At 66.0% G+C, this 12,356-nt stretch carries 14 protein-coding genes; 9 read left to right on the top strand and 5 right to left on the bottom strand.

What is annotated here, in order from left to right:
• Window positions 1–8: 8 nt before the first annotated feature.
• The 3 genes from N7650_RS11165 to dkgB all read left to right on the top strand — a co-directional run bounded on the left by N7650_RS11165 (window position 9) and on the right by dkgB (window position 2,774).
• Entirely contained in the window at window positions 9–791 is a 783-nt protein-coding gene (locus N7650_RS11165) for an aldolase (RefSeq protein WP_279898207.1), read from the top strand.
• Between the two features lie 20 nt (window positions 792–811).
• The gene (locus N7650_RS11160; RefSeq protein ID WP_279898205.1) at window positions 812–1,699 is read left to right on the top strand and encodes a dihydrodipicolinate synthase family protein; all 888 of its coding nucleotides are present in this window, start codon (window positions 812–814) and stop codon (window positions 1,697–1,699) included.
• Window positions 1,700–1,970: 271 nt separating this feature from the next.
• Window positions 1,971–2,774, top strand: coding sequence for a 2,5-didehydrogluconate reductase DkgB (gene dkgB, locus N7650_RS11155; RefSeq protein WP_279898204.1), 804 nt, complete (start codon window positions 1,971–1,973; stop codon window positions 2,772–2,774).
• Window position 2,775: 1 nt separating this feature from the next.
• Here dkgB and N7650_RS11150 read toward each other — a convergent pair whose 3' ends face one another.
• Window positions 2,776–3,024, bottom strand: a complete 249-nt coding sequence (locus N7650_RS11150; RefSeq protein ID WP_009400932.1) for a DUF2790 domain-containing protein — start codon at window positions 3,022–3,024, stop codon at window positions 2,776–2,778.
• Between the two features lie 152 nt (window positions 3,025–3,176).
• Between N7650_RS11150 and N7650_RS11145 the strand changes: the two genes are divergently transcribed.
• Window positions 3,177–4,610, top strand: coding sequence for a PLP-dependent aminotransferase family protein (locus N7650_RS11145; RefSeq protein WP_279898203.1), 1,434 nt, complete (start codon window positions 3,177–3,179; stop codon window positions 4,608–4,610).
• On the opposite strand, the gene N7650_RS11140 is transcribed toward N7650_RS11145, so the two are convergent.
• Together N7650_RS11140 and N7650_RS11135 are read right to left on the bottom strand one after the other, a co-directional pair.
• Window positions 4,603–5,817, bottom strand: a complete 1,215-nt coding sequence (locus N7650_RS11140; RefSeq protein ID WP_009400928.1) for a cyanate transporter — start codon at window positions 5,815–5,817, stop codon at window positions 4,603–4,605. The two genes, N7650_RS11145 and N7650_RS11140, sit on opposite strands and share 8 nt — an antisense overlap.
• The gene (locus tag N7650_RS11135) at window positions 5,814–6,272 is read right to left on the bottom strand and encodes a nucleoside deaminase (protein WP_009400927.1); all 459 of its coding nucleotides are present in this window, start codon (window positions 6,270–6,272) and stop codon (window positions 5,814–5,816) included. The genes N7650_RS11140 and N7650_RS11135 overlap by 4 nt, the downstream gene beginning before the upstream one ends.
• Window positions 6,273–6,365: 93 nt before the next feature.
• Here N7650_RS11135 and N7650_RS11130 point away from each other — a divergent pair, with 93 nt between their 5' ends.
• Together N7650_RS11130 and N7650_RS11125 are read left to right on the top strand one after the other, a co-directional pair.
• The gene (locus tag N7650_RS11130) at window positions 6,366–7,253 is read left to right on the top strand and encodes a LysR substrate-binding domain-containing protein (protein WP_279898202.1); all 888 of its coding nucleotides are present in this window, start codon (window positions 6,366–6,368) and stop codon (window positions 7,251–7,253) included.
• Between the two features lie 244 nt (window positions 7,254–7,497).
• Complete coding sequence (locus N7650_RS11125) at window positions 7,498–7,935, top strand: carboxymuconolactone decarboxylase family protein (protein WP_279898200.1); 438 nt, start codon at window positions 7,498–7,500, stop codon at window positions 7,933–7,935.
• Between the two features lie 6 nt (window positions 7,936–7,941).
• Here the strand turns inward: N7650_RS11125 and N7650_RS11120 are convergent, their stop codons facing one another.
• Window positions 7,942–8,952 carry an AraC family transcriptional regulator gene (locus tag N7650_RS11120; protein ID WP_009400923.1) on the bottom strand — a complete coding sequence of 337 codons (1,011 nt, stop codon included), beginning with the start codon at window positions 8,950–8,952 and terminating at the stop codon, window positions 7,942–7,944.
• A gap of 176 nt (window positions 8,953–9,128) precedes the next feature.
• Between N7650_RS11120 and N7650_RS11115 the strand changes: the two genes are divergently transcribed.
• From N7650_RS11115 to N7650_RS11105, 3 genes are read left to right on the top strand one after another with little or no spacing between them, the layout of a single operon-like run.
• Window positions 9,129–10,313: an acetyl-CoA C-acyltransferase family protein gene (locus N7650_RS11115; protein ID WP_009400922.1), complete on the top strand. Its 1,185-nt coding sequence runs from the start codon at window positions 9,129–9,131 to the stop codon at window positions 10,311–10,313.
• 11 nt (window positions 10,314–10,324) lie between these two features.
• A complete protein-coding gene (locus N7650_RS11110; RefSeq protein WP_279898197.1) occupies window positions 10,325–11,176 on the top strand; it encodes a 3-hydroxybutyryl-CoA dehydrogenase in 852 nt (283 codons plus the stop codon).
• Window positions 11,177–11,182: 6 nt separating this feature from the next.
• Window positions 11,183–11,773, top strand: a complete 591-nt coding sequence (locus tag N7650_RS11105; protein ID WP_009400919.1) for a TetR/AcrR family transcriptional regulator — start codon at window positions 11,183–11,185, stop codon at window positions 11,771–11,773.
• Between the two features lie 13 nt (window positions 11,774–11,786).
• Here N7650_RS11105 and N7650_RS11100 read toward each other — a convergent pair.
• A partial coding sequence (locus tag N7650_RS11100; RefSeq protein WP_279898196.1) for an ATP-binding cassette domain-containing protein occupies window positions 11,787–12,356 on the bottom strand: 570 nt, incomplete at its 5' end.

The raw sequence follows: 12,356 nt of genomic DNA, 5'->3' as shown, positions 1-12,356 counted from the left end.
ACCACTCGATGACCGACACAATGACACTGCCCAAGGACCAACTGGTCCGCCAGGCGCTTGCGCGGATGCAAGGTTCGCTTGCGGATAATACGTGGACTGTACGGGAAAAGCTGGCCCTGACCTGCCGCATTCTCTTCGACCGCGGCCATGATTCCGGCCTGGCCGGGCAGATCAGCGCCCGCGGCCCGCAGCCAGGCACCTTCTACACCCAGCAACTGGGGCTGGGCTTCGACGAGATCTGCGCCAGCAACCTACTGCTGGTCAACGAAGACCTCGAGGTGCTCGAAGGCAGCGGCATGGCCAATCCGGCCAACCGTTTCCACAGTTGGCTGTACCGCGCCCGCCCGGACGTCAACTGCATCATCCACACCCACCCGACCCACGTCGCGGCCCTGTCGATGCTGGAAGTGCCGTTGCAGGTGTCGCACATGGATGTCTGCCCACTGTATGACGATTGCGCATTCCTGCAAGCCTGGCCGGGTGTGCCGGTGGGCAACGAGGAAGGCGAGATCATCGCTGCGGCGCTGGGCGACAAGCGTGCCATCCTGCTTTCCCATCATGGCCAGTTGTCCACCGGTACCGATATCGAGCAGGCCTGCGTCACCGCCAACCTGATCGAGCGCGCGGCGCAACTGCAACTGCTGGCAATGGCCGCAGGTGCCGTCAAACCCATCGATCCGGCCCTGGGCCGCGAAGCCCACGACTGGATCGACCGGCCCAAGCGCCACGGTGCCGCCTTCAACTATTTCGCCCGGCAAAGCCTGCGCAAGCACGCTGACTGCCTGAACTGACCTTTGCTGGAGCACAGACCATGAGCAATCCTTTCCACGGCATCATCGGCTACACCGTCACCCCCTTCAGCGGCACCGATGGCGAACGTCTCGATCTCGCCGCCCTGGGCCAGTCCATCGAACGCCTGATCGAGGGCGGCGTGCAGGTCATCGCGCCGCTGGGCAGCACCGGTGAAGGCGCCTACCTGAGCGATCGCGAATGGAGCCAGGTGGCCGAGTTCAGCCTGGCGCACATCGCCCGGCGCGTGCCGACCATCGTCAGCGTGTCGGACCTGACCACCGCCAACGCCATCCGCCGTGCGCGCTTCGCCGAAGAACAGGGGGCCGATGCGGTGATGGTGCTGCCAGCGGCCTACTGGAAGCTCAGCGAGGCGGAAATCCTCCGGCATTACCAGCGCATCGGCGACAGCATCGGCATCCCGATCATGCTCTACAACAACCCGGCCACCAGTGGTACCGACATGTCGGTGCAGTTGATCCTGCGCATCGTCGAGGCGGTGGAAAACGTGACCATGGTCAAGGAGAGCACTGGCGATATCCAGCGCATGCATGCCCTGCAGCAACTGGGCGAAGGCCAGGTACCCTTCTACAACGGCTGCAACCCGCTGGCCCTGGAAGCCTTCGTCGCCGGAGCGACGGGCTGGTGCACGGCCGCCGCCAACCTGATTCCGCAGCTCAACCAGCAGCTCTATCGCGCGGTGACGGGCAATGACCTGGAGCGCGCGCGGGAGCTGTTCTACCGGCAGTTGCCGTTGCTCGAATTCATTCTCAAGGGCGGCCTGCCGGCGACGGTGAAGGCCGGGTTGAAGCTGACCGGCATCGATTGCGGCGTGCCGAGGGCGCCGGTGTTCCCGCTGGATGAGGTCGGGCAGGAGCAGTTGAAAGGGTTGATCGCTCGACTCGGCTGACACCCAGGTTCATGAAACAACGCTGGCTCCCACAGGGATAGGCAGCACCGCGGACCCTGTGGGAGCTGGCTTGCCAGCGATTGGCCCGCCCAGACAACATCGTTGCCTGTGCCGGCCTCATCGCCGGCAACGCCGGCTCCCACAGGAATGGGCCAGCTTTCCAGCAATTCGTGACTCTCGGGCAAAGATCTTGTGCCCCGCCAGCCATTTTTCCCATGAGTCAGGCTCGGGATACTACCCTCATTCCCACCCCAAACGATGAGGACATCCCATGACTCTTCCCCTGTTCGGCCTCGGCACCTTCCGCCTCAAGGGCCAGGTGGTCATCGACTCGGTGAGCCAGGCCCTGGAGCTGGGCTACCGGGCCATCGATACCGCGCAGATCTACGGCAACGAAGCCGAGGTCGGCCAGGCGATCGCCGCCAGCAGCGTGCCCCGCGAGCAGTTGTACCTGACCAGCAAGATATGGACCGAGAACCTCGGCGCCGATCGCCTGATCCCCAGCCTGAAGGAAAGCCTGCACAAGCTGCGCACCGATCATCTGGACCTGACCCTGATCCACTGGCCCTCGCCGAACGGCGCCGTTGCGGTGGACGAATTCATGGGTGCATTGATGCAGGCCAGGACCGAGGGCCTGACCAGGGAAATCGGTGTGTCCAACTTCACCATCGACTTGCTGCGCCAGGCCATCGAGGTGACCGGGCCGGGCCAGATCGCCACCAACCAGATCGAACTGCACCCGTACCTGCAGAACCGTCGGCTGGTGCAGTTCATGGCTGCGCAAGGCATCGCCGTAACCTCCTACATGACCCTCGGTTATGGCAAGGTCCTGCAGGATCCGGTGATCCAGGCAATCGCCACGCAGCACAACGCCACCCAGGCGCAGGTTACCCTCGCCTGGGCCATGCAACTGGGCTACGCGGTGATCCCCTCTTCGACCAAACGCGACAACCTGGCCGGTAACCTGAAGGCGGTAGACCTGCGCCTGAGCGACGCGGACATGGCCCGCATCGCAGCGCTGGACAGCGGCCAGCGGATTACCGACCCGGTGGGGCTGGCACCGCAATGGGACTGAGTCAGCCCTGTTCGGTGCAGCTATCGGACAGCATCCGGTAACCCAGCTTCTGCACCTGGCCGCTGGAGTCGAGGTAGGTCATCACGGCGTTGACCACCTTGCACTGCGGGTCTTGCGCTGGTTTCTGGATGTTCAGCACCTTGGCGACATCCAGGTGCATGCCATAGTGGTATTGCACGACACCCTGCTGGGAAGCCAGGGCAGTGATGGGCAGGAGCAGGACAATAGGCACGAGCAAACGCAATTTCATGGCGGATCTCCTTCGTAAAAGGTACGCACCGAGCTGCGGTTACATCACCTTTGAGTGTGGATCCGCCTTGCCGACTCCGTAATCCGGGGGGATCAACGGCCATGCGATCGGTTAATCTGACGAGCTGCACCCCGCCTCGGAATCCTGCCTTCATGGAACTGCACATCACCCTGCACGGCCGCAAGGAGCTGGCCGACCAGCTTTACCGGCAATTGCGCGACGGCATCGACAGCGGCCGCCTCGCCGCCGGTACCCAGTTGCCGCCGACCCGGCTGCTGGCCGAACAGCTCGGGGTGTCGCGCAAGACCGTGGCCGAGGCCTATTCGCGCCTGACCTATGACAACCTGCTCAGCGGCCAGGTCGGGCGCGGCACCTTCGTCACTCCGCAACCGCCCGCGCCAGCGGCCTCTGCGCCCGACACCCCGCTGGCCGGCGCCGACACGCTGGCGCGCTGGCGGGCCCGTGGCATCCCCATGGGACGTCCGACCCTGGCACAGCCATCGCGCTACGACTTCGTCGGAGGCGCCTCAAGCAAGGCGCACTTTCCTTTCGACGCGTGGCGCCAGTGTTCACAATACGCCCTGCGCCAATGCCAGCGCACCGACACCCGCTACAGCAATGCCCAGGGCCTGCACGAATTGCGCGAAGCCATTGCCCGGCATATCGCCTTCGCCCGGGGCGTGCGCTGCACGGCGGCGGACGTGCAGGTGTGCAATGGCGCCCAGCAGGCGCTGGACCTGATCGCCCGGGTGCTGATCGAGCCGGGCTGCAGCGTCGCCATGGAAGACCCCGGCTATCCGCCGGCCAAGTACCTGTTCGAGGCACTCGGCGCGCGGGTCCGGCACGTGCCGGTGGACCGCGAAGGCATTCGCGTGGACCTGATCGAGGACGGCGTGCGCTTGATCTACGTGACCCCGTCGCACCAGTTTCCCCTGGGCATGCCCATGAGCCTGGAACGCCGCCATGCCTTGCTGGCCCGCGCCGCAGCGCTGGGCGCGCTGATCATCGAGGACGACTACGACAGCGAGTTCCGCTATGCCGCGCGGCCCACCGATGCCCTGCAAAGCCTCGACCGAAACGGCCTGGTCGCCTACGTGGGCACCTTCTCCAAGACCGTGCTGCCGGAATTGCGCCTGGGCTATGCGATCCTGCCGCCGGCGTTGCAGGAACCGGTGTGCATCGCCAAGCGCTTGAGCGACTGGCATACCTCGACCTTGAGCCAATGGACCCTGGCGCGCTTCATCGACGAGGGGCACCTGGTCAGGCATGTGCGTCGCAGCCACGCGCTGTATGCCGCGCGGCGCGAACGGATCCTGCAACGGCTGGAGGCGGACCTGGGCCAATGGTTCGAGGCGATACCCACCAGTGCCGGGTATCACCTGAGTGCACTGGCCAAGGGCGAACTGGACGTGGAAGAGGTCATCGCGCAGGCGCGCGAGAAGGAGGTGGGTCTGTACTCGCTAAGACCCTTCCATACCGAGGCGGCGCCGAAACCCGGCTTGCTGCTGGGATTCGGCGCCATCGAACTGCTGGATATCGACCCGGCGCTGGACCGCCTGCGCGAGACCTTGCACGCCCTCAGTTGACCAGGCTGGCCGGTTGCGGCCGGTCCGCCATCGCTGGCGCATAGCCCTTGGGCGCGAAGCGTCCGGTCACCAGCAGCATCAGGACCACGGTGGCCGACAGCAAGGTCCAGGACGCCTGGAAATCGCCGCTGATATCCCGCAGCCAGCCGGTCAGGTACGGCACCAGCCCGGTGATGATGAAGCCGATGCCCTGCACGAAGGCCGCGAGCCCGCCGGCCTGGCGCGGGTCCTTGAGGTGTTCGAGGGTCAGGGTAAGGCTCAGGCTGAAACAGGCGCCCAGGCCGAAACCGATCAGGCTGACCCACAGTCCCGGCGACAAGGCCGGATCCAGCAACAAACCGGCAAAACCGATCAACTGCGAGGTCAGCGCCAGCCACAACCCGGGACGTCGGTCGACCATTGTGCGCAACAACAGCGGCAGCCCCAGGGCACCGAGCACCTGGCAGACAGTCATCACCCCCACCAGTTCGCCACCGCCACGGGCGCTGCCACCGACCTGCTGGTAGTAGGCCGGCAGCCAGGCCACCATGCTGGTATAGCCGCCATTGATCAGGCCGAAATACACCGCCAGCAGCCATGCCCGGCGATTGCCGAAGAAATGCCCGCCACCATTGCCGCCACGACCGGCGGCGGCCTCCAGCCTCGGCCCGACCAGCCCGAGCAGAAGCAGTGCAAACAGCACCGGCAACAACCACACGCCCAGCCCGGCCTGCCAGTGGCCGAAGTGCTCGGCTACCCGCGGTCCGAGTACCGCCGCCACCCCGCCGCCACTCATCAGTGCCGCCGAGTACACCCCCATGGCCAAGGCAAGGCGCCGGGAAAACCAGCGGTTGACCAGCCCTGGCATCAACGCCTGGACAAAAGCCACGCCAAGCCCGGCGAGCACCGCGCTGGCGATCAACGCCGTGCCGCTGTCCAGCAACAAGCGCCACAGGCAGGCCAGGCCGATGGCGCCGAGGCCCAGCAACAAACCACCCTGCTCGCTCAACCAACGCCGCAGCCACGGCTGCAACAGCGGCACCAGTCCCATGCACAGCACCGGCAGCGTGGTCAGCAACGCCGCCTGTTGATAGCCGATGCCGGTCCCGGCGCGGATATCTTCCAGCAGCGGCCCGATACTGGTCAGGATCGGCCGCAGGTTGAGCGTCACCGCGATCACCAGGGCCATCAACGCGATCCCGCGCCCACGCGAACGTGCCGCGATCATGTCGGACGCACTTGCTGCCATTGGCCGTAAAGCCCCTCCTCACCCGCCGGTTTCAGCGGACGCAGCGCTAACGATTGCTGCTGCGGCGGCCGGCTCATCTGCTCGTACACCGCGGCGGTGGACAGCCCATAGGGTTCGCCCTCGGCGTTGTCGTAGGCGAACCATGCCCGCTCGATGCCGCACAGGTGCATGGCGGCCAGGCACATCGGGCACGGATGACCGCTGGCGTAGATCTCGCAGCCATCCAGGCGTGCACGCCCCAGCACCTGGCTGGCCTGGCGGATCGCCTGCAACTCGGCATGGGCCGTGGGATCGTTGCTGCTGTGGATCTGGTTGACCGCCCGGGCGATCACCTTCCCCTGGTGCACCAGTACCGCACCGAAAGGCCGGCCACCGGCGCGGATATTGTCCCGGGCCAGGGCCAGGGCCTCGCCCATGAATGCTTCGTTGGCCATGCCGATTCCTCGCTGACGAATGAGGGGCGATTATCCCGGGCGCCGGGTGTAGCATGAAATTAATTGATTTCATGCATACCAGTGGATTTACGCATGCTTGACCCTCTACTGCTTCGCGCCTTCGTTACCGTGGTCGAAACCGGCAACTTCACCCGGGCCGGCGAGCGGTTGCACCTGACCCAGTCCACCGTCAGCCAGCAGATCATCCGCCTGGAGCAAAGCCTCGGTGCCCGCCTGCTGGACCGCAGCCAGCGGCAGGTCTGGCCTACCGAGGCCGGCGAACGGCTGCTGGGCTATGCCCGACGCATCCTGCGCCTGGAAGAGGAAGCGCGGCAGGCGCTCGCGCCGGTGAAGACGGAAACCGCCCTGCGCCTGGGCGCACCCGAGGACCTGGCCGGGGAACTGCTGACCGAGGCCCTGCGCGGATTTATCGGCGAGCGCCCGCACCTGCGCCTGGAAGTGGAAAGCGGCTTGAGCAACCCGTTGCTGCACCTGTATCGCAATGGCGAGCTGGACATCCTGCTGGTCAAGCAATGGGGCGCGGACCGCGATGCCCATGCGCGCTGGCCGGAGCCGTTGTCGTGGGTGTGCAGCGCCCGCGGGATGGTGGCGGATGATCCGTTGCCGCTGGTGGTGTTTCCGGTTGGCGCGCTGTATCGGCAGGAGATGATCCACGCCCTGGAAAGCAGCGGGCGGCCATGGCGGATCAGTTATTCAAGCACCAGCCTGGCCGGGCTGGGGGCCGCGGTAAGCGCCGGGCTGGGGGTCAGCCTGGTGCCCAGCCGGTGTGTGCTGGACGGGCATCGGGTGCTGGGGATTGACGATGGTTTTCCTCCGGTCGAGGGGCTGGAACTGGCCCTGTATGCCAGGGCCGGGCTGGATGAGGATGGGCTGGCGTTGCGGGACTTGCTGGAAACGCTATGCACGACGCGATCAAGGGATGGATTTGGGACAGAACAGAACACTTTGACTTTGCGCTGACCTTGTCTCGTGGCCGCACCACCGCAATCGCTGGCAAGACCAGCTCCCACAAGGTTTTGAGCCAACCCTGGAATCAGGGTCTACCGCGGACACTGTGGGAGCTGGCTTGTCGGACCGCCGCACCGCAGCGATAGGGCCCTCAAGGTCCTATTGGCCTCCTGGTAAATCCCGGAATTGGCTATTCGGCCAGAGGCCATTGCCGCTTAAGGTGTGCGCCATCCTCTAGCACAATGGAGCCACCGAAATGACCACCCGAATCGAATGGGCCAAGCACGCCCCGGACGCCTACAAGGCCATGCTCGGCCTGGAACAGGCGGTGCTGAAATCCGGCCTGGAGCACTCGCTGCTGGAGCTGATCCGCCTGCGCACCTCGCAGATCAACGGCTGCGCCTATTGCGTGAATATGCATGCCAACGACGCACGCGAAGCCGGGGAGACCGAAGCGCGCCTGCAAACCCTCAGCGTCTGGGCCGATACCCACTTCTTCACGCCAAGGGAACAGGCAGCCCTGGCCTGGGCCGAGAGCCTTGCCCGCCTGCCAGAGAAACACGCCCCGCAGCATCAGTACGAAGCCCTGCTGGAGCACTTCAGCGAAAGCGAAGTGGTCAACCTGACCCTGGCCATCGCCACCATCAATGCCTGGAACCGCTTCGGCGTGGGCTTTGCCATGGTTCCAGCCTGATCCGGGCTAAAGGCTGGAGAGACGCTGGCGATAGCTGCCGGGACTCTCCCCGGTCCATTTCTTGAACGCCCGGTGAAACGCGCTGGGCTCCTGGAAGCCGGTCTGCGCGGCGATCTCGGCGACGCTGAGGTCGCTGTCGCGCAGGCATTCGAAGGCCATGGCCCGGCGGACCTGGTCCTTGATCTGCTGGAACGAGCAGCCCTCGCGCTCCAGCTGGCGACGGAAGCTGCTCGGGCTCAGGCCCAGCTCGCCGGCCAGGGCCAGCAGGGTCGGCCACTGGTCGTACGCGGTGCCGCGCAAGTGCCGGTAGACCTGCGCCGCCACCCCGCCCTGGTTGCGCCAACGCACCACCAGCCCTTGCGGCGCCGTGCGCAGGAAGGTTTTCAACGCCCCGAGATCCTGCACCACCGGCAACTTCAGATAGTCGGCAGCGAACTCCACCTCGGTACGCCCGGCCCCCAGGTGCAGGTTCGGCCCCCACAACAGCGCATCGCCTTCAAGCCGCATCCGCGCGTCGGCCAGCTCGGTGCGGTCGATAGCGATGCGCCGCCCGCCCAGCCAGCACAGCAGGCTGATCACCAGCACCAGGAAGGTTTCTTCGGCGTAGACCCGACGTTGCGGGTCGTCGATGCATGAGTGCAGGCTGATCACCGCACGCTGCCCGCGCAGGCTGAGGGTGCCGCGGGTGTCGCGCAGGAACAGGGCGAAATTGCCCAGGCATTGGCGCAGTGCCTTTTCCAAGTTGGGTTCCTGGATCAGCCCACGGCAGATCAGGGCGAAGCTGCCCAAGGGCATGCCATGGCTGTCGAGGCCGAAGAATTCGTCATCGAGGGTTTCGATCAGGATCAGCCATAACCGGGCGAACGCCGTTGCCGGCACCCGCGCGCTGCTATCCTCCAGCAACGCTGGCTCGATGCCGGCCTGGCGCAACAGCGCCGCGGCCCGCGCCGGCTGTTCGCGCAGGGCGTAAAGCATGATGTGGACGAAGTACACCGCGACCGAGTCGTTTTCCCGCATGAACAGTTCCGCGTTGGCCCGCCCTGCATTGCAAAAAATGACAGGCAGGCTGGACAGTTAAGGCATAGGCCCGGCCCCGTCCCTTGCCTAGACTCGCTGGCAAACCGGGCGTGACCGGGCGCCATTGTCGCAGAGCGGCTGGTGCCTGGCGACGCTTTCGCTATCTGGAGTGGATCATGAACAGCAACGATATCTATGTAGTCAGCGCGGTGCGCTCGGCCATCGGCACCTTCGGCGGCTCGCTCAAGGACCTGCCGCTGGCCGACCTCGCCACCCAGGTCACCCGCGCCGCCCTCGAACGCTCCGGCGTTGCACCCGAGCAGATCGGCCATGTGGTGATGGGCAACGTGATCCCCACCGAGGCCCGCGACGCCTACCTGGGCCGGGTGGCCGCAATGAACGCCGGCATCCCCAAGGAAACCCCGGCCTTCAACGTCAACCGCCTGTGCGGTTCCGGCCTGCAGGCCATCGTCTCCGCTGCGCAGACCCTGCAACTGGGTGAGGCCGAAGCCGTGCTGGCCGCCGGTGCCGAGGCCATGAGCCGCGGGCCCTACCTGCTGACCCAGGCCCGCTGGGGCGCACGCATGGGCGACATGAAGAGCATCGACTACATGCTCGGCATCCTGCATGACCCGTTCGAAGGCTTCCACATGGGCATCACCGCCGAGAACGTCGCGGCCAGGCACGGCATCAGCCGCGAGATGCAGGACGAAGTGGCGATCACCAGCCAGCAGCGTGCCGCCCGCGCCATCGCCGAAGGCCGTTTCGACAGCCAGATCGTCGCCATCGAAGTGCCTGGCCGCAAAGGTCCGGTGCAGTTCAAGGTCGACGAGCACGTGCGTGGTGAGGTCAGCGCCGAGCAACTGGCCGGCATGAAAACCGCCTTCAAGAAAGACGGCAGCGTCACCGCCGGCAACGCCAGCGGCTTGAACGACGGTGCCGCGGCGCTGGTCCTGGCGACCGGAGCGATGGTCGAGCGCGAAGGCCTGAAGCCACTGGCGCGCCTGGTGGCCTACGCCCATGCCGGCGTCGAGCCGGAACTGATGGGCCTGGGCCCCGTACCCGCGACCCAGAAAGTGCTGGCCAAGGCCGGCATTACCGTCGCCGACCTGGACGTGATCGAGTCCAACGAAGCCTTCGCCGCCCAGGCCTGCGCCGTATCCAGGCTGCTTGGCTTCGACCCGGAGAAGGTCAACCCCAACGGCTCCGGCATCTCCCTGGGCCACCCGGTGGGCGCCACCGGCGCGATCATCGCCACCAAGGCCATCCATGAATTGCAACGCATCCAGGGTCGTTACGCCCTGGCGACCATGTGCATCGGCGGCGGCCAGGGTATCGCCGTCCTGTTCGAACGCGCTTGAGGACCCACCGCATGAACCTTCATAACATCGCCGTGATCGGCGCCGGGACCATGGGCAACGGCATCGCCCAGGTCTGCGCGGTGGCCGGTTACCAGGTCACCCTGATCGACGTGTCCGACGCCGCCCTCGAGCGTGGCGTGGCCACCCTGCGCAAGAACCTCGAGCGCCAGGTCAGCAAGCAGACCCTCGAAGCGGCCCAGGCCGAGGCGGCTATCGGGCGCATTCGCACCAGTACCGACTACGCGCAGCTCGGCGACGCGCAACTGGTGATCGAGGCCGCCACCGAAAACCTCGAACTGAAGCGGCGCATCCTCCAGCAGGTTGCCGCCAGCGTCAGCTACACCTGCGTGATCGCCACCAATACCTCGTCGCTGTCCATCACCCAACTGGCCGCTACCGTCAGCCAGCCCCAGCGCTTCATCGGCGTGCATTTCTTCAACCCGGTGCCGATGATGGCCCTGGTCGAGGTGATCCGCGGCCTGCAGACCGACGACGCCACCTACGCCGCGGCCATGGCCCTGACCGGCCAGGTCGGCAAGACCGCGATCACCGCTGGCAACCGTCCGGGCTTCGTGGTCAACCGCATCCTGGTACCGATGATCAACGAGGCGATCTTCGTGCTCCAGGAAGGCCTGGCCAGCGCCGAGGACATCGACACCGGCATGCGCCTGGGCTGCAACCAGCCGATCGGTCCGCTGGCCCTGGCCGACCTCATCGGCCTGGACACCCTGCTGGCGATCATCGAGGCCTTCCACGAGGGCTTCAACGACAGCAAGTACCGCCCCGCCCCGCTGCTCAAGGAGATGGTCGCGGCCGGCTACCTGGGCCGCAAGAGCGGCCGCGGCTTCCACGTCTACGGGTAAGCCGCCATGCCCAGGACCTGTGCCGATTATGAAGAACGCCGCGACAAGGCCCTCGAACTCTTCGCCCTCAAGGGCTTCGGCCAGGTCAGCATGCGCGAGCTGGCGGCGCACGTGGGCCTTACCGCCGGCTCGCTGTATCACCATTTCCCCAGCAAGCAGCACCTGTTGTTCGACCTGATCGAGGAGCTGTACGAAGAATTGCTGGCGACCCTGCATCCGTCAGGTCGGGGTCGGGATGCCACGGCGCGCCTGTCGGCAGTGATCCGTGCCCATTGGGAGCTGCATGCGGAACGCCCGTTGCAGTTTCGCCTGGCGGAACGGGACCTGTGCTGCCTGAGCGAAGAGCAGCAGGCGCAGATCGCCGGGATGCGCCAGGACTACGAGCAGCGCTTGCTGGCGTTGATCGCACCGACCTCGCGCCTCAGCGGGCCGGCGCTGCAAGCATCGGCGCAGGTAGTGGCAAGCCTGCTCAATAGCCTGCCGGGGTGGCTGCAGAACTCTGCCGCGCCTGAAGCGCAACGCCTGGCCTTGATGGAAAGCATGTTGCGTGGAGCGATCGAGCGCGGCTTGCCGGCTGGGATCAGTTCTGCGGCCTAGGCTCTGTACAACACTATCGGATCAGGTCCACCCGATCGGCCAACCCCATGACCCGCTGCAGGTCGCCGTCCCTGACCGCGACCCGCAAGCGCCCCAGCGCCCTGCCCTGGATCCGCTCCACACCCCCTTGCAACAAGCGCAGCCCTGGCAGTGCCTCGCTTAACGCCCCCAGGTCCGGCTCCAGGCCGTGTTCGCCGGTGTAATGCAGCTCCAGCACCCGCTCCCCGGCGGCCTCGACCTCTTCCTGATGTGCCGACGGCGCCAGCAACAGGCGGCTGACTTCGTGCCGGGGATCGCCGAACACCCGCCAGACCTCGCCCTGCTCTACCACCCGCCCGCGCTCGAGCACCGCTACACGGTGACAGAGGTCGCGGATCACCTCCATTTCATGGGTGATCAGGACGATGGTCAGGCCCAGGCGGCGATTGATATCGCGCAGCAACTGCAGAATTGCCTGGGTACTTTCCGGGTCGAGGGCCGAGGTGGCTTCGTCGCAGAGCAGGATCTGTGGTTCAAGCACCAGCGCCCGGGCGATGCCGACGCGTTGTTTCTGCCCGCCGGACAGTTGCGCGGGCCAGGCATC

The organism is Pseudomonas sp. GD04058, assembly GCF_029836855.1.
In the GTDB taxonomy this organism is placed as follows: Bacteria; Pseudomonadota; Gammaproteobacteria; order Pseudomonadales; family Pseudomonadaceae; genus Aquipseudomonas; species Aquipseudomonas bharatica.
Note: the sequence above shows the minus strand (reverse complement) of the source record. Positions and strands in the feature narration are given on the sequence as shown.

Coding starts and splice junctions, on each gene's coding strand:
- N7650_RS11165 (WP_279898207.1), top strand. CDS start 9: ATGACCGACACAATGACACTGCCCAAGGACCAACTGGTCCGCCAGGCG.
- N7650_RS11160 (WP_279898205.1), top strand. CDS start 812: ATGAGCAATCCTTTCCACGGCATCATCGGCTACACCGTCACCCCCTTC.
- dkgB (WP_279898204.1), top strand. CDS start 1,971: ATGACTCTTCCCCTGTTCGGCCTCGGCACCTTCCGCCTCAAGGGCCAG.
- N7650_RS11150 (WP_009400932.1), bottom strand. CDS start 3,024: ATGAAATTGCGTTTGCTCGTGCCTATTGTCCTGCTCCTGCCCATCACT.
- N7650_RS11145 (WP_279898203.1), top strand. CDS start 3,177: ATGGAACTGCACATCACCCTGCACGGCCGCAAGGAGCTGGCCGACCAG.
- N7650_RS11140 (WP_009400928.1), bottom strand. CDS start 5,817: ATGATCGCGGCACGTTCGCGTGGGCGCGGGATCGCGTTGATGGCCCTG.
- N7650_RS11135 (WP_009400927.1), bottom strand. CDS start 6,272: ATGGCCAACGAAGCATTCATGGGCGAGGCCCTGGCCCTGGCCCGGGAC.
- N7650_RS11130 (WP_279898202.1), top strand. CDS start 6,366: ATGCTTGACCCTCTACTGCTTCGCGCCTTCGTTACCGTGGTCGAAACC.
- N7650_RS11125 (WP_279898200.1), top strand. CDS start 7,498: ATGACCACCCGAATCGAATGGGCCAAGCACGCCCCGGACGCCTACAAG.
- N7650_RS11120 (WP_009400923.1), bottom strand. CDS start 8,952: ATGCGGGAAAACGACTCGGTCGCGGTGTACTTCGTCCACATCATGCTT.
- N7650_RS11115 (WP_009400922.1), top strand. CDS start 9,129: ATGAACAGCAACGATATCTATGTAGTCAGCGCGGTGCGCTCGGCCATC.
- N7650_RS11110 (WP_279898197.1), top strand. CDS start 10,325: ATGAACCTTCATAACATCGCCGTGATCGGCGCCGGGACCATGGGCAAC.
- N7650_RS11105 (WP_009400919.1), top strand. CDS start 11,183: ATGCCCAGGACCTGTGCCGATTATGAAGAACGCCGCGACAAGGCCCTC.